This is a genomic window from Streptomyces sp. NPDC001068, assembly GCF_042897315.1.
Taxonomy (GTDB): domain Bacteria; phylum Actinomycetota; class Actinomycetes; order Streptomycetales; family Streptomycetaceae; genus Streptomyces.
Window position 1 is genome coordinate 818,488 of the sequence record NZ_JBIAYD010000002.1, and the last position, 21,070, is coordinate 839,557.

At 73.6% G+C, this 21,070-nt stretch carries 18 protein-coding genes; 9 read left to right on the forward strand and 9 right to left on the reverse strand.

Features of this window, described 5'->3' with window-relative positions; all coding sequences use genetic code 11:
* Window positions 1-168 precede the first annotated feature (168 nt).
* Window positions 169-2,547, forward strand: coding sequence for a SpoIIE family protein phosphatase (locus ACFY3I_RS08725; RefSeq protein ID WP_390859981.1), 2,379 nt, complete (start codon window positions 169-171; stop codon window positions 2,545-2,547).
* Here ACFY3I_RS08725 and helR read toward each other — a convergent pair.
* The 3 genes from helR to ACFY3I_RS08740 all read right to left on the reverse strand — a co-directional run bounded on the left by helR (window position 2,544) and on the right by ACFY3I_RS08740 (window position 7,011).
* Window positions 2,544-4,745 carry an RNA polymerase recycling motor ATPase HelR gene (gene helR / locus ACFY3I_RS08730; RefSeq protein ID WP_390859982.1) on the reverse strand — a complete coding sequence of 734 codons (2,202 nt, stop codon included), beginning with the start codon at window positions 4,743-4,745 and terminating at the stop codon, window positions 2,544-2,546. The two genes, ACFY3I_RS08725 and helR, sit on opposite strands and share 4 nt — an antisense overlap.
* A gap of 298 nt (window positions 4,746-5,043) precedes the next feature.
* Window positions 5,044-6,273 (reverse strand): glycosyltransferase, encoded by a 1,230-nt coding sequence (locus tag ACFY3I_RS08735; protein ID WP_390859983.1) that lies wholly within the window; start codon window positions 6,271-6,273, stop codon window positions 5,044-5,046.
* Between the two features lie 189 nt (window positions 6,274-6,462).
* Window positions 6,463-7,011, reverse strand: a complete 549-nt coding sequence (locus ACFY3I_RS08740; protein WP_365289526.1) for a sigma-70 family RNA polymerase sigma factor — start codon at window positions 7,009-7,011, stop codon at window positions 6,463-6,465.
* A 46-nt stretch (window positions 7,012-7,057) separates the two neighbouring features.
* On the opposite strand from ACFY3I_RS08740, the gene ACFY3I_RS08745 reads away from it, so the two are divergent.
* The 5 genes from ACFY3I_RS08745 to ACFY3I_RS08765 all read left to right on the forward strand — a co-directional run bounded on the left by ACFY3I_RS08745 (window position 7,058) and on the right by ACFY3I_RS08765 (window position 12,601).
* Window positions 7,058-8,455 carry a serine/threonine-protein kinase gene (locus ACFY3I_RS08745; protein ID WP_390859984.1) on the forward strand — a complete coding sequence of 466 codons (1,398 nt, stop codon included), beginning with the start codon at window positions 7,058-7,060 and terminating at the stop codon, window positions 8,453-8,455.
* 126 nt (window positions 8,456-8,581) lie between these two features.
* Window positions 8,582-9,295, forward strand: coding sequence for a DUF4232 domain-containing protein (locus ACFY3I_RS08750; protein ID WP_390859985.1), 714 nt, complete (start codon window positions 8,582-8,584; stop codon window positions 9,293-9,295).
* 222 nt (window positions 9,296-9,517) lie between these two features.
* Window positions 9,518-10,774, forward strand: a complete 1,257-nt coding sequence (locus ACFY3I_RS08755; protein WP_390860114.1) for a hypothetical protein — start codon at window positions 9,518-9,520, stop codon at window positions 10,772-10,774.
* A gap of 59 nt (window positions 10,775-10,833) precedes the next feature.
* Window positions 10,834-12,093, forward strand: coding sequence for an arsenic transporter (locus tag ACFY3I_RS08760; protein ID WP_390860115.1), 1,260 nt, complete (start codon window positions 10,834-10,836; stop codon window positions 12,091-12,093).
* Window positions 12,094-12,109: 16 nt separating this feature from the next.
* On the forward strand, window positions 12,110-12,601 hold the full coding sequence (locus ACFY3I_RS08765; RefSeq protein ID WP_390859986.1) for a universal stress protein: 492 nt from the start codon (window positions 12,110-12,112) through the stop codon (window positions 12,599-12,601).
* Between the two features lie 12 nt (window positions 12,602-12,613).
* On the opposite strand, the gene ACFY3I_RS08770 is transcribed toward ACFY3I_RS08765, so the two are convergent.
* The 4 genes from ACFY3I_RS08770 to ACFY3I_RS08785 all read right to left on the reverse strand — a co-directional run bounded on the left by ACFY3I_RS08770 (window position 12,614) and on the right by ACFY3I_RS08785 (window position 17,151).
* A complete protein-coding gene (locus ACFY3I_RS08770) occupies window positions 12,614-14,494 on the reverse strand; it encodes a ricin-type beta-trefoil lectin domain protein (RefSeq protein ID WP_390859987.1) in 1,881 nt (626 codons plus the stop codon).
* Window positions 14,495-15,075: 581 nt separating this feature from the next.
* Window positions 15,076-16,044, reverse strand: coding sequence for an aldo/keto reductase (locus tag ACFY3I_RS08775; protein ID WP_390859988.1), 969 nt, complete (start codon window positions 16,042-16,044; stop codon window positions 15,076-15,078).
* Between the two features lie 94 nt (window positions 16,045-16,138).
* The gene (locus tag ACFY3I_RS08780) at window positions 16,139-16,672 is read right to left on the reverse strand and encodes a flavoprotein (protein ID WP_390859989.1); all 534 of its coding nucleotides are present in this window, start codon (window positions 16,670-16,672) and stop codon (window positions 16,139-16,141) included.
* A 20-nt stretch (window positions 16,673-16,692) separates the two neighbouring features.
* Window positions 16,693-17,151 (reverse strand): nuclear transport factor 2 family protein, encoded by a 459-nt coding sequence (locus ACFY3I_RS08785; protein WP_390859990.1) that lies wholly within the window; start codon window positions 17,149-17,151, stop codon window positions 16,693-16,695.
* A gap of 95 nt (window positions 17,152-17,246) precedes the next feature.
* Between ACFY3I_RS08785 and ACFY3I_RS08790 the strand changes: the two genes are divergently transcribed.
* Window positions 17,247-17,798 carry a TetR/AcrR family transcriptional regulator gene (locus tag ACFY3I_RS08790; RefSeq protein WP_390859991.1) on the forward strand — a complete coding sequence of 184 codons (552 nt, stop codon included), beginning with the start codon at window positions 17,247-17,249 and terminating at the stop codon, window positions 17,796-17,798.
* Between the two features lie 77 nt (window positions 17,799-17,875).
* On the opposite strand, the gene ACFY3I_RS08795 is transcribed toward ACFY3I_RS08790, so the two are convergent.
* Together ACFY3I_RS08795 and ACFY3I_RS08800 are read right to left on the reverse strand one after the other, a co-directional pair.
* Window positions 17,876-18,076, reverse strand: coding sequence for a ferredoxin (locus ACFY3I_RS08795; RefSeq protein WP_365289516.1), 201 nt, complete (start codon window positions 18,074-18,076; stop codon window positions 17,876-17,878).
* A 12-nt stretch (window positions 18,077-18,088) separates the two neighbouring features.
* Window positions 18,089-19,330 carry a cytochrome P450 gene (locus ACFY3I_RS08800; RefSeq protein WP_390859992.1) on the reverse strand — a complete coding sequence of 414 codons (1,242 nt, stop codon included), beginning with the start codon at window positions 19,328-19,330 and terminating at the stop codon, window positions 18,089-18,091.
* A 293-nt stretch (window positions 19,331-19,623) separates the two neighbouring features.
* Here ACFY3I_RS08800 and ACFY3I_RS08805 point away from each other — a divergent pair, with 293 nt between their 5' ends.
* Both ACFY3I_RS08805 and ACFY3I_RS08810 read left to right on the forward strand, forming a co-directional pair.
* On the forward strand, window positions 19,624-20,256 hold the full coding sequence (locus ACFY3I_RS08805) for a LysE family transporter (RefSeq protein ID WP_365289514.1): 633 nt from the start codon (window positions 19,624-19,626) through the stop codon (window positions 20,254-20,256).
* Window positions 20,257-20,589: 333 nt separating this feature from the next.
* Window positions 20,590-21,039, forward strand: a complete 450-nt coding sequence (locus ACFY3I_RS08810; RefSeq protein ID WP_365289513.1) for a nitroreductase family deazaflavin-dependent oxidoreductase — start codon at window positions 20,590-20,592, stop codon at window positions 21,037-21,039.
* Window positions 21,040-21,070: the final 31 nt, after the last annotated feature.

The window sequence follows — 21,070 nt, forward strand, 5'->3', positions numbered from 1 at the left end:
CGGTCCAGGATTTCGTCCCGCCGCCCGGTCCCCGTTCGGCCCCCCGCACAACGCCGACGGCCCGCCGACCGGCCGTCGGCGGTTGCCGGTCACGGGTGGGTCGGACGCACTAGGCTGAACACCTGTGGTGCACCTGTTGGCTGTGAGTGTGCGCTTGGGAGTGGCGAGATGAGCCGGGTCTATCCGTTCGACGATGCGGCGACGGCCCGGGCCGTCATCGACGAGGACGGCACACTGGCCGAGTGGAACGAAGGCGCACGGCGCCTCCTCGGCCACCCGGCCGAAGAGGTCGTGGGCAGGCCCGCGGCGCGCCTGCTGGCCGGGGACCCGCCGTCCGCACCCGCGGGCAGCCGCTGGGACGGCACGCTCGAGCTCCGGCACCGGGACGGCCGTACGCTCCCGGTCTGGCTGGTCGCCCACCACCGCGCGGCCGAGGACGAACGCGCCGGGCGCTGGCTGGTCTTCTCCCCCGTACCCGGCGCCCCGGCCGCCCCGGACGACCCGCTGGCAGCGGCCGCGCTGACCCAGTCGCCGTGCGCGATCGCCGTCTACGACGAGGAGCTGCGGCTGCGCCGGGTGAACGAGGCGATGGCCGAGGTCATCGGACTGCCCGAGGAACGGGTCCGCGGGCTCAGGATCACCGAGATCGGCGGCAAGCCGCAGAGCGAGGAGCTGGAGCGGAACATGCTCCAGGTGCTGGCCACCGGCCGGCCGCTGGACGTGCAGACCTACATGCGCACCGGCGGCGAGGAGCTGGCGCACGCCTGGCTGGCCCGGATGGCACCGGTCACCGACGCCTCGGGGCGCGTGCTGGGGGTCAGCCTGGCCGCGCACGACATCACCGAGAACTACCTGGCCAGGGAGCGGCTCCAGCTGGTCAACGAGGCGAGCGTGCGGATCGGCACCACCCTGGACGTGACCCGTACGGCCCAGGAGCTGGCGGACGTCTGCGTGCCGGCCCTCGCCGACTTCGTCACCGTCGACCTGCTGGACCCGCCGGAGAACGGCGCCGACCTCCCGACCCGGCTGACCGCACCGGTCACACTGCGCCGTATCGCGCACCAGTCCGTGCTGCCGGGTGTTCCCGAGGCGGTGCTCAAGCCCGGTCACAGCGAGTCCTACCCGCCCTCGTCACCGCAGGCCGACTCGCTGACCGCGGGGCACACCATCGTCGCCCGGGTGGCGGCCGGCGAGATGGCGCCGTGGCTGAACTGGCACGCGCTGCGCGGCGAGCGGGTGCGCGAGTTCGGCGTGCACTCCTCGATGGCCGTGCCGATCCAGGCCCGCGGGACCACCCTCGGGGTCGCCGTGCTGACCCGGCACCGGCGCCCCGACCCGTTCGGCCCGGACGACATGCTGCTCGCCGAGGAGATCACCGCCCGGGCCGCCGTCTGCATCGACAACGCCCGCCGCTACTCCCGCGAACGCGAGACCGCCCTGGCCCTGCAGCGCAGCCTGCTGCCCCGGACGCTGCCGCACACCGCCGCCCTGCAGGCCGCCTCCCGTTACCTGCCGGCCGCCCGGGCCGGGGTCGGCGGCGACTGGTTCGACGTGATCCCGCTGTCCGGGCTGCGGGTCGCCATGGTCGTCGGCGACGTCGTCGGCCACGGGGTGCAGGCCTCGGCGACCATGGGCCGGCTGCGCACCGCGGTGCGCACCCTGGCCGACATCGACCTGGCCCCGGACGAGCTCCTCACCCACCTCGACGACCTGGTGGTCCGGCTGTCGGAGGAACTGGGCGGCGAGGGCAGTCCCGGCGAGCTCGGCGCGACCTGTCTGTACGCCGTCTACGATCCGGTGTCCCGGCACTGCACGATGGCCCGCGCCGGTCATCCGCCTCCCGTCGTGCTGCGCCCCGGTCACCGTCTGCACGAGGTGGACCTGCCCGCCGGTCCGCCCCTGGGCCTGGGCGGGCTGCCGTTCGAGTCCACCGAGATCGAGCTGCCCGAGGGCACCGTGCTGGCCATGTTCACGGACGGGCTGATCACCTCCCAGAACGGTGACCCGGACGCGGGACGCCGGCTCCTCCACGAGGCGCTGGCCGCCTACAGCGACTCGCTCGACGAGACCTGCGACCGGATCCTGCACGCCCTGCTGCCCTCGGGCGGCGCGGCCGACGACGTGGCCCTGCTGCTGGCCCGCACCCAGGGCCTGCCGCCGTCCCGGGTGGCGACCTGGGACATCCCCGCCGACCCCGCCCTGGTCGCGCCGATCCGCAAGCAGGTGGTGGACCGGCTGGAGGTGTGGGACCTGACCATGGCCGCCTTCACGGCCGAACTGGTGGTCAGCGAACTGGTCACCAACGCCATCCGCTACGGCGCCCGCCCGATCCGGCTCCGCCTGATCCACGACACGACCAGGCTGATCTGCGAGGTCTCCGACACCAGTCACACCGCCCCGCACCTGCGCCGGGCCAAGACCTGGGACGAGGGCGGCCGGGGGCTGCTCCTGGTGGCGCAGCTGACCGAACGCTGGGGCACCCGCCACACCGGCGAGGGCAAGACGATCTGGGCCGAGCTGTCGCTGTTCCCGGAGGACGCCGTCTAGGCGGCACCCTCCGGCCTCTCCGGCCCCCCGGTACCGGTCAGCACGACCAGTTGCCGGGTCGCCCGGGTCATGGCGACGTAGCGGTCGACGGCGCCCGCCACGCCCGTGCCGAAGTTCTCCGGGTCCACGAGGACCACCAGGTCGAATTCGAGGCCCTTCGACAGCTCCGGGGTGAGCGAGCGGACCCGGGGGGTCGCGGTGAAGCCGGGGGCGCCGATCACGCAGGCGACGCCCTCCGCGTGCGCGGCGAGCCAGTCGTCCAGGAGCGGGGTCAGCCGGTCCACGGTTCCGTGCACGACGGGCAGGCCGCTGCCGCGGATCGAGGTCGGCACGTTGGCGTCCGGCAGCGCGGCCCGGATCACCGGCTCCGCCTCCGCCATGATCTCCTCGGGCGTGCGGTAGTTGACGCCGAGCGAGGCCAGGGCGACCCGGTCGAATCCGACCCGCTCCAGGCGCTCCTCCCACGACTCCGCGAACCCGTGCCTGGCCTGGGCACGGTCCCCGACGATGGTGAAGCTCCGGGACGGGCAGCGCAGCAGCAGCATCTGCCACTCGGCGTCGGTCAGTTCCTGGGCCTCGTCGACGACGACGTGCGCGAACGGGCCCGCCAGCAGGTCAGGGGGCAGGGCCGGCAGCTCGGACTCGTCGACCAGACTGGTCTTCGCGTCCTCGCCACGCAGCATCCGCACCAGGCCCTCGCCGTCGTCCCCGTCGGCGCCGGAGTCGACGGCCGCCCCGATCAGGTTGTCGACGACCTGCGCCATGCGCTCGCGCTGGGCGGCGAGCGCGGCCTCCTGCCGCTGCCGCTGCCGGGCCGCGGCCGGGTCGCCGAGCCGGTGCCGGGCCGCGTCCAGCAGGGGCAGGTCGGACACGGTCCAGGCCTGGGCGTCGGCGCGCTGGAGCAGCCGTACCGCGTCGCGGTCGAGCCAGGGGGCGCACATCCGCAGGTACGCGGGCACCGACCACAGGTCGCCGACCAGGTCGGTGGCCTCCAGCAGCGGCCAGGCGCCGTGCAGGGTCTCCGTCAGCTCCCGGTCCTGCTGGAGCGACCTGCGAAACCGCTCGACGGGGACGTCGTCACCGGTGTGCCGGTCCAGCAGGATGGTGGCGAGCTCGTCCCAGATGTGCTCGCGTCCCTCGTTGTGCGGGGTGCCCGGACCCGGCGCGCGGAACGCGTCGGCCCAGTCGTCGGCGCTCAGCCACAGATCGCCCCAGTCGGTGGCGACGGTCGTGCCGGTGGCGGGCGGCTCCTCGTAGAAGCGGACGGCCGTCTCGATCGCCCGCACCAGGTCCGCGGACGACTTCAGACGGGCGACCTCCGGGTCGGCCTCGGGCGGTGCCGTGGCGCCCTCGTCGACCAGGTCGGCCAGGACACAGGTCTGCACGCCCTCCTCACCGAGGCTGGGGAGCACGTCGGAGACGTAGTTCAGGTAGGGCCGGTGCGGTCCGACGAACAGCACACCGCCCCGTCGGTGCCCGAGGCGCGGGTCGGAGTACAGCAGGTGGGCGGTGCGGTGCAGGGCGACGACGGTCTTGCCGGTGCCGGGGCCGCCGTCGACGACGAGGGCGCCCCGGGAACCCGCGCGGATGATGGCGTCCTGGTCTGCCTGGATGGTGGCCAGAACGTCCCGCATCCGCTCCGACCGGTCGGCGCCGAGGCTCGCGATGAAGGCCGACTGGTCGTCGAGCGCCGCGTGTCCCTCGAGTCCGTCGGCGGTGAACACCTCGTCCCAGTAGTCGCTGATCCGGCCGTCGGTCCAGCGGTACCTGCGGCGGCTGCGCAGTCCCATCGGATCGGCGTGGGTCGCCGCGAAGAACGGTTCGGCCGCGGGCGACCGCCAGTCGACCAGCAGCCGGCGGCCCTCGCCGTCGGTCAGGCCGAGCCGGCCGACGTACACCGGCGCGGGGTCGTCGGCGGCCACCATGCGGCCCAGGCACAGGTCCAGGCCGAAGCGGCGCAGGGTGCGCAGCCGCGCGCTCAGCCGGTGGACCTCGTTGTCCCGGTCCATCGCGGCCCGGCCGGTGCCGCCCGGGGCCTTGAGCGCGGTCCCGAGGCTGTCGGAGAGGTCGGCGAGGGTCTCCTCCAGACAGCGCGCGACGGCCGTGAAGTGCTGCTCGTCGTCGCCGATCAGGGCCGGGCCGGCCTTGGCGGAGAGGTGTTCGGGAAGGTCGAAGGCACGGGTGGTCAGGGGGTTCACTGCGTCAGCTCCGTGGGAGGTGCCGGGCGCGGCGGCGGCCGGGTGGGCCGCTTCCGCGCGGTTCGTACGTGGTCGTGGGGCGTGCGCCCGCCCGGTCCTGAGGCACGGGGCCGGTGGGCTCCGCCGTGCCTCACGGCGCCCGGTCCCGAGGCACCGGAGCCGGTCGGCTCCGCCGAGCCTCACGGCGCCCGGTCCTGAGGCACAGGGGGCCGGTGGGCTCCGCCGCCGCCTCGCGGCGCCCGGCGCCGGGAGGTGCGCGGGCGGCTGCTGTCGCCGGGCGGGACGGACCGGGCGGGTTTCATGCCGGGACGGGCGGCGTCTCCGGGCCGGGACCGTCGAGGAGGAGCTTCGCGGCCACCTGCGCGCCGTCCGTGCGGATGTCGCCGGCCACGGCGGACGCACGGTCCCGGGTCCCCGGGTCGAGGGCGGCAGCGAGTGCGGCCGCCAGGGATTCCGCGGTCGGGGTCGGGCCGTCGTGGGCCACGCCGACGCCCAGTTCGGCCACCTGGGCCGCCCAGTGCGGCTGGTCGACGATCTGCGGGACGACCACCTGGGGCACACCGGCCAGGGCGGCGGTCGTCGTGGTGCCCGCGCCGCCGTGGTGGACGACGGCGGCAACCCGGCGGAACAGCGCCTGGTGGCTGACCTCGCCGACCGCGAGGCAGTCGGCCCGGCCGTCGATCGGCGCGAGACCGGCCCAGCCGCGCCCGACCAGCACCCGGCGGCCCCGGGCGCGCACCGCCTCGACCGCCGCCCGGGCGGCGTCCGGCGCGCCGCGCATCGCCATGCTGCCGAAGCCGACGTAGACCGGCGGCTCGCCGGCCGCCAGGAAGGCCGTCAGTTCGCCGGGGAGCGGGCGCGGGTCCGGCAGCAGCCACGCCCCCGTCTGCACCGGGTCGAGGTCCGTCAGGTCCCGCCACGGCCCGAGGACCGGGTCCGCGGCCAGCCACGGCCGGCCGGTGAGGACGTGCGCGCGGACATCGTCCACCGGCGGCAGCCCGATCGCCGCCCGATGGGTGTTCAGGGCCTCGCCGTACAGCGCGTCCACCCGCTCGGCGTCCACCTTCCACAGCGTCCGCAGGTCGGCGTCGGGCGGGGCCGGACGCCCGGGCCGGCCCGCCGGGGCGAAGTGCGGGGACGGCATGCCGAACGGGTGGGGGCACGCGAAGACGTACCCGATGCCCAGTTTCTCGGCCACCGACCGCACGCCGGCCGGCATCAGGCCGGTCGCCACCACCGTGTCGCACCCCTCGGCGGCCGCGGCGACCGCGTCGAAGTGTGCGGCGACCAGGTCGGCGGCGAGCCGGAACGCGTCCGACGGCCGCGGGTCGGGCCTGGTCACCACCGAGCGCACCGACGGTCCGAACGGCACGTGCGGGACGCCCGCCCGGCCGAGCAGCTCCGCGAACTCCTGGTCCGGCGGGGCACACACCCGTACCTCGGCACCGAGCCCGCGCAGCGCCCGCCCGAGTCCCGCCAGCGGTTCGACGTCTCCGCGCGACCCGTATCCCATCAACAACACACGCACGTGGTGAATCCCCCAAATACCGCAGGTTCTGGCTTCGGCCTGCGATTTTGCGGGACGAGGGGGGCCTTGCCGCAAGCCCCCCCGTGCGCTATAAGTTGAGAGTGGCGAGGAGAGCGTGAGTTCCTTGCCCTATTTTTTTGCCGCGCCCGTCATCGCGGGCCCGCGGCGGTCACCGCGGGCTCCCGCCCGTCACGGCGCGCTCAGCCAGGGCCGGACCTGCTTGCGCGCCTCGTGCAGCCGCGACTTCAGCGTTCCGAGCGGGATCCCCACCCGTTCGGCGACCTCGGCGTAGTCCAGCTGGCAGATGTCCCGGTAGACGAGTGGAGCGACCAGCAGCGGGTGCTCCCGCTCCAGCCTGTCCAGCGCCTCCAGCAGGTCGATCCGGGAGCCGGCGATCACGCTGGTGGTGCGGGGGTCGACGTGCTCGGCCGGTTCGATGGTCGCCGGCTGCTCCGCCGAGCGCCGCTTCAGGTCGCGGTACTTCTGCCGGGAGCAGTTGGCGACGACCGTGTACAGCCAGGTGCTGAAGCGGCTGCGGCCCTCGAAGGTGGAGATCTTCCGGGAGATCTGCAGCAGCACGTCCTGGGCCGCCTCCTCGGCGTCCTCCCGGCACGGCAGGAACCTTCCGCAGCGTCGTACGACGTCCGGCCAGACCTCGCCCAGCAGCTGGTTCAGGGCCAGCTGGTCGCCCGCGGCGGCCCGACGGGCGAGGTCTTCGGTCAGCGCGGCGTCCGGCACGGGAGGTCCCCCTCGAAGTCGATCTCAGGCCAGGCATGATAGTCGTATGCAACCCCTGGAGCGGATCGGCCGCTATCGCCTCGAACGGCGCCTGGGCACCGGTGCCTTCGGGACGGTCTGGCTCGCCCACGACGATCAGCTGGACGCCTCGGTGGCGGTCAAGGTGCTCGCCGACAACTGGTCCCACCGTCTCGACATCCACGACCGCTTCCTGTCCGAGGCACGACTGCTGCGCCGGGCCGACTCGAAGCGGGTCGTGCAGGTCTACGACATCGGCGAACTCCCGGACGGGCGGCCGTACTTCGTGATGGAGTACGCCGACGCCGGCACCCTCGCCGATCTGCTCGCGGACGGCCCGCTGCCGGTCCCCGACGCGCTGCTGCTGACCGCGCTGGCGGCACGCGGCGCGGCGGACCTGCACGGCGCCGGGATCGTGCACCGGGACATCAAGCCGACGAACGTGCTGCTGCGCACGGCGCAGGACGGCACCCGGCGGGTGCTGCTGGCCGACCTGGGGCTGGCGAAGAGCCTGGCACAGGCGTCGGGGCTGACGCTGGCCGCCGGTTCCGCGGGATACCAGCCGCCGGAGCAGGCCGAGCCGGGCGACGGCATCGACGCGCGGGCCGACGTGTACGCGCTGGGCGCGGTCGGATACGAGCTGGTCACCGGGACGGTGCCGGGGGCGCCCGGCAAGGTGGTGCGGCCGGAGCGGCTGCGGCCGGACCTCGGCGACGACGTCCAGCGGGCGCTGATGCGGGCCCTGGAGCCGGACCGGCAGCGGCGCTGGCCGTCCGCGACGGCCTTCGCGGACGAGCTGGACCGGCTGGCGGCGGCCGCGGCCGCCCGCCGGCCACGGCGCCTGGACGGTGTCCGCCGACGGCTCAACGCCGTCACGCTGACGGTCGCCGCGGTCCTCGCGGCCGGGGGTACGGCCCTGGCCGTCACGCTGGTCGACGGGAACGGCTCGGCGGACGGCGCGACACAGGTCGCCGACTCCACCGGCCGGGTCGCTGTGCGGGTGCCGTCCGGCTGGGCCGGCGAACTGCGCGACTCGGGCTGGAACCCCGACACCCTCGGGCTTGCCTCCGGGCACGAACCCGGCCTGGAGGTGGCCGACGACGTGTCCGCGTGGCAGGACCTGTCGACGGCGGTGAACGGCGTCTTCGTCGGGGTGAGCGAGCACGGCGACGTGGAGGCCAGGGTGAAGGCGCTGTCCCACTCCCAGTGCCACTACGACGGCGGCCGCGCCTTCACGAGCGGCACCTGGAAGGGGCGGGTGCGCACCTGGAGCGGCTGTTCCGGCGCGGGCGGCTCGATCCAGGAGGCGGCTCTGGCCCCGGCCGGCGGGGACGAGCAGCCACAGGTGTACGTGCAGGTCCGGCAGAAGGGAGCGGCGGACGACTCCGCCACGGACGGCATACTTCGGTCGATCCGGGTCACCTGACCCGACGAATGACGGCGTGCCCCCGAACTTTTCCGGCGTTCATCGCATCGGATGGGAGTGACGGCGCACGGAGCGCCTCGGGCACGCCGTACAGCGTGTCCCGGACATCCAGGAGTGTGGAGAGACATGGCGTACACGTCCCGGTCCTTGCGGGGTGGGGCGGCCCTGCTCGCGAGCACGGTCGCCGCCCTGGGCCTCCTGACCGCCTGCGGCAACGAGAGCCCCGGCAGTTCGCCGGAGTCGGTGTCGGGCACGGCCGCGCCCGCGACCGGCGACTCGGCGGGTTCGAGCGCGTCGGACTCCGGTTCCGCGCCGTCCGGGACGGCGTCCTCGTCGGAGTCCCAGGGCGGCGGCTCGTCGACGGGCGGCACCTCGGCGACCGGTGGCGGCGGCACGAAGACCGCCAGTGCCGCGTCCGGCAGCCGGTGCCACACCTCCGAGCTGGCCGCCTCGGTGGGCGGGAACGACCCGGGGGCCGGTCAGGAGAACTTCCCGATCGTGTTCACCAACAAGTCGGGCCGCACCTGCACCGTCCGCGGTTTCCCGGGCGCCGCCTTCGTGGACGCCGCCGGCACCCAGCTCGGCCCCGACCCGCAGCGGGAGTCCGGCGGCAGCCCCGCGACGGTCACCCTCAAGCCCGGCCAGAGCGCCTGGGCGGGTCTGACGTTCTCCAACCCGGAGATCAGTGGCGCCAAGACGGCGACCCCGGCCGCGCTGAAGGTCACGCCCCCGGACGAGCGTGACGCGCTGAAGGTCACCTGGAAGGGCGGCACGGTCCCGGTGTCCGGGAACTCCTCCTCGGTACGACTGACCGTGCTCAGCGCCGGGACCGGTGCCTGACCTGCCGGAACGCCGCTCGCCCTGGGTCTGACTCCCAGGACCCGAACCCCGCTGCCCACTCCCCCGGGCAGCGGGGTTCGTCATGTGCAGGCCACGACTGTCACAGGCGTGCAACACGCGAAGCCGGCTCCGATCTTTTTCGCCGGACCGCCCATCGAACCCGTCGGACCACACAGGAGGCGGACCCCGGAAGGGGCCGTGACGACGGAATCGGGGACGGACATGAGCGGCATCTCCCGCAGGCGGATCCTGACGGCGGGCGCGACGGCGGGCGCCCTCGGTGCGCTGGGAGCGGTGTCGGGGTGCTCGAACGGCGAGTGGTCGGTGGGCGCCGGCGGTGCCACCGCGGACGGCGGCAAGAGCAGCGCCGTACCGGCGAAGCCGCTCAAGCTCATCGGGGACGGTTCCACCGCCGACACCGGCGCCCAGCCGCACCAGCCGAAGGCGACGCGGCTGGCCGCCGGCGCCAAGCCGCCGCAGTTCGTGGTGTTCTCCTGGGACGGCGCCGGCGAGCTCAGCAACAAGCTGTTCTCCCGGTTCCGCAAGGTGGCCGCCGACCACGGCGCGAAGATGACCTTCTTCCTGTCCGGCATCTACACCCTGCCCGAGGCCAAGAAGGACCTCTACCGGCCGCCGCAGCACGAGGTGGGCGCCTCCGCCATCGGCTACCTCTCCGACCGGCACATCCACAACACGCTCCAGCAGGTGCGTGCCGCCTGGCTGGAGGGCCACGAGATCGGCACCCACTTCAACGGGCACTTCTGCGGCAGCGACGGGGTGCGCAACTGGTCCCCCGCCGAGTGGCGCAGCGAGATCGACCAGGCGATCGGCTTCGTCACCAGGTGGAAGACGAACACCTGCTTCACCGACCTGGAGCCGCTGCCCTTCGACTACCGCAAGGAGCTGATCGGCGGCCGCACCCCGTGCCTGGAGGGCCAGACCAACCTGCTGCCCACCGCGGCGGCGCTGGGCTGGAAGTACGACGCCAGTTCGCCCGGCGGCCTGCAGATCTGGCCCGGCAAGGTGCAGGGCGACCGCATCTGGGACTTCCCGCTGCAGTCCATACCCTTCTCCGGGCACTCCTTCCAGGTCCTGTCGATGGACTACAACATGATGTTCAACCAGTCGGCCGGCAACCCGCTGGGCGACAAGTCCCAGTACGACGCCTGGCGCACCCAGGCCCGCGACACCTACCTGGCGGGCTTCCAGCGGGCGTACTCCACCAACCGGGCGCCGTTCTTCATCGGCAACCACTTCGAGCGCTGGAACGGCGGCATCTACATGGACGCCGTCGAGGAGGCGATCGGGAAGATGGCCGAGTACGACGACGTGCGCTTCGTCTCCTTCAAGCAGCTGGTGGCCTGGCTGGAGGCGCAGGACCCGGCGGTGCTGCGCACCCTGCGGACGCTGAACCCCGGGCAGGAGCCGACCGGCGGATGGGCGGAGTTCCTCGGTCCGGCGGGTACTCCGTCCGCGTAGTCGGGTCCGTCTGCTTTCATGGGCGGGCCGGACCTGATCACACGCCCCGAGGACCCGCCCTGAACACCCCGTTCGCCGAGACCCTGTCCGTCCTGCTGCTCGCCGCCGTCCTGGCCTGGGCCGTGATCCGGCCCCGCGGGCTGCCCGAGGCGGTGCTCGCCGTGCCCGCGGCGGGGGTGGTGATCGCCACCGGGGCGATCTCGCTGGACCACGCGCGGGAGGAGGCCGAGCGGCTGGGGCCGGTCGTCGGCTTCCTGGCCGCCGTCCTCGTGCTCGCGCACTTCTGCGACGTGGAGGGGCTGTTCCAGGCCTGCGGGGCGTGGATGGCCCGCTGGTCGGGCGGCCGCCCGGTGCGGCTGCTGACCGCGGTGTTCGCGCTGGCCTCGGTGATCACCGCCGTGCTGAGCCTGGACGCGACGGTGGTGCTGCTGACGCCCGTGGTGTTCGCGACCGCGGCGCGGTCCGGGGTGCGGGCCAAGCCGCACGTCTACGCGTGCACGCACCTGTCGAACACCGCCTCGCTGCTGCTGCCGGTGTCGAATCTGACGAACCTGCTGGCGTTCGCGGCGAGCGGGCTGAGCTTCACCCGGTTCGCCGCGCTGATGGTGCTGCCCTGGCTGGTGGCGATCGGCGCCGAGTACCTGGTGTTCCGGCGGTTCTTCGCCCGGGACCTGTCCTCGGCGGCCCCGGGTGCGCGGGACACCGGAGAGCCGCCCCGGCTGCCGCTGTTCGCGGTGGTGACGGTGGCCTGCACCCTCGCCGGTTTCGTGGTCACCTCCGCGTTCGGCGTCGACCCGGCGTGGGCCGCGTTCGCCGGCGCGCTGGTGCTCGCCGGGCGGGCGCTGGTCCGGCGGCAGGCGACCGCGGTGTCCGTGGTGAAGGCGGCGGCCCCGGCCTTCCTGGCGTTCGTGCTCGCTCTCGGGATCGTGGTGCGCGCGGTCGTCGACAACGGGCTGTCCGGCGCGCTCGGACGGGTGCTGCCGGGCGGCACGGGGCTGCCCGCGCTGCTCGGCGTCGCCGCGCTGGCCGCCGTGCTGGCGAACGTCGTCAACAACCTGCCCGCCGTACTGGTGCTGCTGCCGCTGGCCGCGCAGACCGGGCCGGGCGCGGTGCTGGCGGTGCTGCTCGGGGTGAACATCGGCCCGAACCTCACCTACGCCGGTTCCCTGGCGACCCTCTTGTGGCGCAGGATCGTGCACCAGCACGATCACGGGGTGGACCTCGGGGAGTTCACCCGGCTGGGGCTGCTCGCCGTGCCGACCGCGCTGGCCGGTGCGGTGGTGGCACTGTGGGGGGCGCTCCAGGTGGTCGGTGTCTAGACGGGAGGCCTTGGACATGCGGGTGATCGTCTGGCTGGTCGAGGGGACCTGGCCGGCCTGTGTGGACGCGGCGCGCGGCTGTGCGCGGGAAGCGTCCGAGGTGGTGCTGCTGCACGTGACCGAACCCGGGGTGGCCGGGCTGGCGCACGGTGCGTTCGCGGGCCTGCTGGGGCGGGCGGGTTCGGAACCGGACCCGGAAACGCGGCTGGTGGAGTTCGGCGACACGTCGGCGGCGGAACTGCTGGACGCGGCCGAGGCACGCCTGGGGCGGCCCTGCCTCCGGGTGGAGCGGACCGGGCGCGTCGAGCGGGAGGTGGTGGCCGCCGCCGAGGGGGCCGACCTGCTGATCGCGGCCCGGGACGGGGACCGGTCCCGGCTGGGGCCGCACAGCCTGGGCAAGGCGGTGCGGTTCGCCGTCGACCACGCGCCCTGCCCGGTGCTGCTGGTCTGGCCGGAGGGGGCGCCGGACCTGACGACGATGCCGCCGCCCCCGCACCGGCCCGACTGAGCGCGGACCGGCTCAGCGGTGGTGGTGACCGCCGCCGCCGTAGCCGCCACCGTCGCCGTAGCCGTCGCCATAGCCCCGGCCGCCGCCGTACCGGCCGTCTCCGTAGCAGTAGCCCGGGTACTCCTCGCACGGGTCGTAGCCGGAGGGGCTGCTCGACGGTGTGGGCAGCGGGGTCGTCCTCGGTGCCGTCGGAGTGGGTGTCGGCGTGACGCGCGGCGCCGACCCGGCCGTGGCGGTGGCCGGTGCGGAGGGGGCAGGTGCCGGTGTCGTGGTGGCCTCGGCGTCCCAGTTGACGACCTGCATCTGCAGGTCGGGCTGCGAGGTGTCCATCACCCAGCGCTGGGCGGCGACGTTGGCCCGGGTCTTGAGCACCAGGGCGCCGCCGCCGTCGGTGGCCGCCGGGGCGAGTGCCAGGTCCTGGTCCCAGCGGGGCACCAGGGCGCCCTGGAGGGTGAAGTCGTAGCGGATGCTGCGGCCGCCGGTTCCCGGGGCGGCCGAGCAGGGAGCGAGGCGGACGGAGTAGCCGAGGTGCGAGTCGAGGCACAGGCCGGGGTCGGCACCGTTGCGCAGCAGCCCGTCGTTCTCGTAGGTCCACTGCTGGCCGGCCGCCGTGGAGCACTCGGCGAGTTCGGTCTCCGCGCCCTTCGCGGGCTTCTCGCCGGCCACGCCGATGCACAGGCCGGAGGCCATGTTGTGCAGGCGTCCGCGCAGGGTGCCCTGGCTGGTCTTGCTGGTGCCGACCCAGGACGGGCCCGAGCCGGCGGTGCCCGCGCCGGGCGTGGCGGAGGGCTTGCCGGCGGCCGCTCCGGAGCCGCCGCCGGAGCCGAGCACCGACCACAGCACCAGTGGCAGCACGACCAGCCCGCTGACCGTGCTCACGGCCACGGCGAGGTTGCGGCGGCGCAGCCTGCGGGCGGCCCGCTGCTTGGCGCGGCGGGACAGGGCGGGGTGCACCACCACGTCCTTGCCCCGGGCGGCGGCCACCGGCCCGAAGGACTCGCCGCCCGCCGGCCGGCCGGCGGCGGTCTCGCCCACGGCCGTCTCCTGCGCGGACCGCTCGGCGAGACCGGCCCGCGACTGCAGGTACTCGGCGGCGCCCCAGCCCAGCACGGCCTCGGCCAGGGCGAGGCCGAGACCGCGGCCGCCGTTGAACTGGTGGAGCTGGTCGGCGGTGTTCCGGCAGTGGGTGCAGCGGGCGAGGTGCTGCTGGAGGTCCGGGTCGATCTCGACACCGCCGCGCCGGAAGGTCACGTCGATCATCCGGACGTACCGCTGGCACTCGTCCTCGTGGGCGAGTTCGCGGTGTGCCTGGAGGCACTCCTCGCGCAGCCGCTCGCGGGCCCGGCGCAGTTCGACCTGGGTGTCCTGCTCGTCGAGGCCCAGCAGGGCGCCGGGGGTCGCCGGCGGCTCCGACTCGACCTCGGTGTGCCACAGCACGGCGCGCGAGGACTGGGTCAGGCGCTGGAAGGCGCGGGAGAGCAGCCGGCGGTCGGCGGGCGGGAGCAGCCGGGAAGCGGCCCGCTCCCCCCCGCGCGCACGCAGTTCGGGGTGCAGGAGTTCGCCCCGGCCGTCGTTGTCCCATTCGGCCGCGATTCGGCGGACGGTGACGAGGAGTTGGGGTCGCCAGGCGGCTGAGGGGCCGGTCTGGCGCAGGGATTCACCGAACAGCCGGGTGAATGCGGCGGTGGTGAGCATTCCCGCACCCCGGGTCCCGTCGGTGCACAGCCGGGCGTAGGCGAAGGCCGCTTCCCAGTGCCGGTCGAGGAGTTCACCGACGGGGTGCAGGGCGGGTGTCGCGCCCGTCCACTGTTTGAGCTCGGCGCTGAGCTGCTCGTCGGTGACGTCGAACGGCCGGGCGGGGGCAGGGGAATTCCCCAGGCCTGCGTCATTCACGGCGGCATTCCTTCCAGACGCACCAGCGATGCGGTACATACCAATTGGTATGTGACCGATATGCGACCCGGCCGACACCGTGGCCGGATGGGCTGTTGGGGGTTCGGCGCTCGTACGTCCGCCGTCGGCGGCTCTTTTGAAGCGTGGGGGGCGTACGGAAGCGGCCTCGCGCATGCGGGAATTCAAATGCCCGCACGCCGACACGGCACACTTTTGCACAGGCCAGCAGGACAGAACAAGGGACCCCGGGTTTTTGCGCATTGCCTGCGGGCCGCATTGAATTGACGTACGGTCAATGAGCGGGTTCGCGCTTTGTCGTCGTATCGACATCGCAATTGGCTCACGGATTCGGGCTCGGCAGCCGCGGAATCCTCACCAACCATTGAACCACGGCCCGACCTGCGCGAGCCGCCCGGCCGCCGGCGCCCGGAAACCAATGGCAGAGGGTATTGGGGGCGTTCACCGGAACGCCGGCGCCACACGGGGCCCGCGCCTTTACCGCACGGCCCGGGAGCACGCGGCACCGCCGCGGGGACCGCGGCGGTGCCGGCCGGCAGGGCGGGTGGCCCGAGGGGCGCGCCTCAGTGACCGGAGATCGGGTGGGGGCCGTAGGGCCCCGCCAGCTCGTCCAACTCCTTCTCGCTCAGGCCGAGTCCGACCGCCGCCACCGCGTCGTCGATGTGGTTCGGCTTCGACGCGCCGATGATGGGGGCCGTCACCGTGCTCTGGTGGAGCAGCCAGGACAGGGCCACCTGGGCGCGGGGGACGTCCCGGTCGCCGGCGATCCGGGTGACCGCCTCGACGATCGCGCGGTCGCCCTCCTGGTACAGGCGGTTGCCGAAGTTGTCGGTGGCGCTGCGCTCGGTGACCGTGCCCCAGTCGCGGGTGAGGCGGCCGCGGGCCAGCGGGCTCCACGGCAGTACGCCCACACCCTGGTCGGCGCAGAGCGGCAGCATCTCGCGCTCCTCCTCGCGGTAGAGGAGGTTGTAGTGGTTCTGCATGGAGACGAACTTGGTCCAGCCGCCCCGCTCCGCCGTGTACTGGGCCTTGGAGAACTCCCAGGCGTACATCGAACTCGCCCCGATGTAGCGGGCCTTGCCCGCCTTGACGACGTCGTGCAGCGCCTCCATCGTCTCCTCGACGGGCGTTTCGTGGTCGAAGCGGTGGATCTGGTAGAGGTCGACGTAGTCGGTGCCCAGGCGGCCGAGGCTGTGGTCGATCTCCGCGAGGATCGCCTTGCGGGACAGGCCTCCGCCGTTGGGGCCGGGACGCATCCGGCCGTGCACCTTGGTGGCGAGGACGATCTCGTCGCGCCGGGCGAAGTCGCGCAGCGCCTTGCCGACGATCTCCTCGCTGGTGCCGTCCGAGTAGACGTTGGCGGTGTCGAAGAAGTTGATGCCCGCCTCCAGCGCCTGCCGGATCAGCGGGCGGGACGCCTCCTCGTCGAGGGTCCACTCGTGGGTACCGCGGTCGGGCAGGCCGTAGGTCATGCAGCCGAGGCAGATCCGGGACACGTCCAGACCGGTCCGGCCGAGCTTCACGTACTCCATCGTTGTCTCCCACCGTCGAGATCACGTCGTACGGAGCCGAGCGTACGTCGGCCGGCCGGCCGGTCCGGGGCGACGGCGGCGGTAATCGGACGCGTCAGTCCCGCTCCAGCAGGTCCAGCGCCCGTTCCCAGGCGAACTCGGGGCGCCGGCCGTCGGGTTCGGCCCCGCCGGTGTGCGGGTCGGCGAAGCGGACGCCCAGCCCGCGCAGCCGGGTCACGCTCTCCCGGTAGGCGGGGTGGGCGGCCAGCGCGTCGGCGACACACGGCAGGACGGCTATCGGGACGCCGAGACCCAGGGCCTCGCACAGGGTGCCGACGGCGAGGGTGTCGGCGAGCCCGGCCGCCCACTTGTTGACGGTGTTGAAGGTGGCCGGGGCGACGGCCACCGCGTCCGGCGCCGGAAAGGGCCGCGGGTCGGAGGGCCGGCGCCACGCCGACCGGACGGGGCGTCCGGTGCGTGCCTCGGCCTCGGCGGTGTCGAAGAAGCCGTTCATCGCGACCGGGGTGGCGATGACGCCGACCTCCCAGCCGCGTTCCCGGGCCGCGGTGATCAGCGTGCCGACGCCCGCGGCGATGCCGGCCCCGCAGACGACGAGATACAGGAAGGGCTTCGAGGGCGCGTCGGTCATCCGGAAACCCTATGCGGGCGTCAGCGCAGCGGGAACGACCGGCCCCGCTCGGACTCCGGGCGCGGGCCGTGGATCCGGCGTTCGCGCTCCTCGATCCGTACGTCGTTGATGCTGGCCTCGCGCCGGGTCATGAGCCCGTGCCCGTCGAACTCCCAGAGCTCGTTGCCGTAGCTCCGCCACCACTGGCCGGCCGCGTCGTGGCACTCGTACTGGAAGCGGACGGCGATGCGGTCGCCGTCGAAGGCCCACAGGTCCTTGCGGAGGGCGTAGTCGAGCTCCCGTTCCCACTTGCCGGTGAGGAATCCGACGATCTCGGCGCGGCCGGTGACGAAGGTGTCCCGGTTGCGCCAGACCGAGTCCTCGGAGTACGCGAGCGCCACCCGCTCGGGGTCGCGGGTGTTCCAGGCGTCCTCGGCGGCCTGGACCTTCTGCAGAGCGGTCTCCCGGGTGAACGGCGGCAGGGGCGGACGATCGGTCATGGCTCTCCTCCTCAGGCGGAGAACGTGCGTTCTCCGGGTAGCTGCTAACGTAGGAGAACGCACGTTCTCAGGTCAAGGAGCCATCGGGAGTGGTCATGGACAGCGGGGTCGCGCGGGAGCAGGCCCTGGACGCCGCCGAGCGGCTGTTCTACGGGCGCGGGGTGCAGTCCGTCGGCATGGACGACATACGCGGCGCCTCCGGCGTCTCCCTCAAACGGCTCTACCAGCTCTTTCCGGCCAAGGAGGAGCTCGTGGTGGCCTACCTGGAGCGCCGGGACGTGCGCTGGCGGCAGCGGCTCGCCGCGCAGGTCGAGCGGCAGGCGGACCCCCGGCAGCGGCCGCTCGCCGTCTTCGACTGGCTGGCGGGGTGGTTCGGTGAGGCGGACTTCCGGGGGTGCGCGTGGATCAACGCCTACGGCGAACTCGGGGCGGTGTCCGAGCGGGTCGCGGCCCAGGTGCGGAGCCACAAGCAGGCCTTCCGCGACTACCTGGCGGGCCTGGTGGCGGGCGCCGGGCTGGACACCGCGCTCACCGGGCCGCTGTTCCTGCTGGCCGAGGGGGCGATGGTGACCGCCGGCATCACCGGGAGCGCGGAGCCCGCGGCCGAGGCACGCGAGGCGGCCCGGGAGCTGCTGCGCGACCGGTGAGACCGGCCGGCGGTTCCGGGAGCGCGGTCGCGGGCCCTGGTGGGCGGGGCGACCGCAACCGCGCAACCGCCTCCCGGCTAGCCGGTCGGTTCCTTCACGGTGATGGCGTGCACCGGGCACGCCCGGGCCGCCTCCTTGACCAGTGGGTCGCCGCCGCCGTCCTCCTTCCCGGGGAGCAGGGTGCTGAAGCCGTCGTCGTCCTGGGTGAAGACGCCCGGCGCCGTCAGGGCGCACTGGCCGGCCCCGATACAGACGTCCGTGTCGATGTCGATGTGCATGGCAGGAGCCTCTTACCAGGTCACGGGGAGTTCCAGCATCCCCTGGATCGTGTCGCCGGGTTTGAACGGAATCTCCTCGGCCGGCGCGGCGAGGCGCAGGTCCGGCAGACGCTTCCACAGGGTGCCGAGGGCGATCTCCAGCTCGGTGCGCGCCAGGTTCTGGCCCAGACACTGGTGGATGCCGAAGCCGAAGGCCACGTGGTGGCGGGCCGGACGGTGCCAGTCGATGGTGTCCGGCTCGTCGTACACGGACCCGTCACGGTTGATGACGGAGGTCGCGAAGAGCACGCCGTCGCCCTTGCGGATGGTGGTGCCGGCCACCTCGATGTCCTCCCGCGCGACACGCAGCAGCCCGTCGGCGATGGACAGCATCCGCATCAGTTCCTCGACGGCGGCGGGCACCAGCGCCGGGTCGGCCCGCAGCTCGGCGAGCCGCTCGGGCTGCTGGAGCAGGGTGAAGGTGCCGAGCGAGATCATGTTGGCCGTGGTCTCGTGCCCGGCGACCAGCAGGATGAGGGCCAGTGACACGACCTCGTCGCGGCTCAGGTCCCCTTCGCGCAGCCGCTCGTGCACGAGGTCGTCGAGGACTCCGTCACCGGGCTCCCCGTCCCGGCCCTTGCGGTCGGCCAGGTCACCCAGATAGGCCTCGAGCCGGTCACGCGCGTCCAGCGAGTCCGCGGCCGCCGGGCCGCGCAGCAGCCGCCGGGACTGCGCCTCGAAGAACTCGTGGTCGGCGTACGGCACACCGAGCAGGTCGCAGATGACCATGGACGGCACGGGCAGGGCGAAGGCGCTCACCAGGTCGGCCGGCGGCCCCTGGGCGATCATCCGGTCGAGCAGTTCGTCCACGATCCGCTGGATGGCGGGCCGCATCCCGGTCGCCCGTTTGAGGGTGAAGTCCCGGATCAGCATCCTGCGCTGGGTCTGGTGCTCGGGGTCGTCCAGGCCGAGCAGGGCGATCTTGCGGCGGTCCCGGGCCGCCGCGAACCGGGCGTTCGGCATCGGGAAGTCGTCCCGGCGGCGGTCGCTGGAGAGCCGTGGGTCGGACAGCAGCGAACGGGCCGTGCCGTGTCCGGTGACCGCCCACGCGGTGCGCCCGTCGTAGAGGGTGACCCGGGACAGCGGGGTCCCGTCCCGCAGCGGGTCGTAGCCGGTGGGCGGGTGGTAGGGGCACGTGCGGTCCTGCGGCCAGGCCACAGGGTCGGCCGGGTGGGCGTCGGGGGTGGGTTCCGTCAGGTCCGTCAGTTCGTTCATGGAAGACCTCGCAGACGAATGTCGTACGTCGTGCCGATCTTCATTAGATGCCCGGGGCATCTATGGGGCGACCGCAAGTTCGGCCAGATCGGTGAATCGGGTGATCTGGCCGAACCGCACCTGGTCGGGGGACGATTCCGCGCCGAAAATCGCTTGCCGGCAGGACGAGGCGGCCCACAGGATCTGCTCATGAAGACTCCTGACGCCATGATGCCGCTGACCCTCACGACCGCCGGTCGGCGGCGGGTCCAGCAGCAGCCGGGGCGTCCCCGGAGGCCCGAGCCCGCACGCCCGTGACGGCCGCGCTCGTCGCCGGCCTGCTCGCCGGGTACGGGATCGCCGTCCCGGTCGGTGCGGTCGGCACCTATCTAGTGTCCCTCACGGCCCGCACTTCGCTGCGGACCGGCGCCTGCGCCGCGCTCGGCGTCGCGAGCGCCGACGGCCTCTACGCCCTGCTCGCCGCGGTCGGCGGTGCCGCGCTGGCGGCCGCGCTGCTGCCGGTGCTCGGGCCGCTGCGGCTGGTCTCGGCCCTGGTCCTGGTCGGGCTCGCGGTGCGCGGTGCGGCGGTGGCGCTGCGCCAGTACCGGGAGCGGCGGCTGTCGGTCCGGGCGGAGCGGCCGGTACCCGGTCCCGGACGGGCGTATCTCGGACTGCTCGGCATCACCATGCTCAATCCCACCACGGTGATCTACTTCGCGGCGCTGGTGGTCGGTTCCCGTTCCTCCGATCCGGTACGGCCACTGGAGCAGGGCGTCTTCGTCCTCGCGGCCTTCGCCGCCTCCGCGAGCTGGCAGCTGTTGCTGGCGGGCGGCGGCGCGCTGCTCGGCCGTGGCCTCACCGGGCACCGGGGACGCCTGGTCACGGCACTGCTGTCGAGCTGCGTGATGCTCGGGCTGGCGGCCCGGATGATGCTGTCGCCCGGCTGAGGCCCCCGGCCCCGCCGGGGCACGCGGGCGCGGGCGCCGGGCCGGCCGTCCCCGTGGACGCGGTGCCCTGCGGCCCGGGCCTGAGGGGACGGCGAGGTGCGGGACGGACCTGGCGTGATTCGTGCGGCCCGTGGGCCGCGCGGTCCGCCGGATCCCGCCCGGCGCGCGGCCTGCCAGGTGGGACGGGGGGCCGCGACCGTGCCCCGCGTCGTGCGGTGGGTGCGAGGACACGGGAGGTGACGAGGGTCCGGTGTCGTACGGATGATCCGGGGCACTCCCGGTGTTGAATCATGGCGTCAGTCATGGAACGGAAGCGACGAGGGGACGGACCTCATGCCTCTTGAGGGCGAGTACGAGCCCAGCCCGGAAGCCTGGGTGCGTGACCAGGTCGAGCTGTACGAGAGCTCGGGCGGGACGAAGGGCACGACCCTGCTGGACACCGGTCTGCCGGTCATCCTGCTGACCACCCTGGGGGCGAAGAGCGGCAAGATCCGCAAGACGCCGCTGATGCGGGTGGAGCACGACGGGAAGTACCTGGTGGTCGCCTCGCAGGGCGGCGCGCCGAAGAACCCGGTCTGGTACTACAACGTGAAGTCGCAGCCGCTGGTCGAACTCCAGGACGGGACGGTCAAGCAGGACATGACCGCCCGTGAGATCACCGGAGCGGAGAAGGCCGCGTGGTGGGACCGGGCGGTCGCCGCGTTCCCGCCGTACGCCGAGTACCAGAAGAAGACCGACCGCGAGATCCCGGTCTTCGTGCTGGAGCCGAACCAGGGGAACTGACGGTTCCGGGAATCCTTTCCGGCCGGGGAAC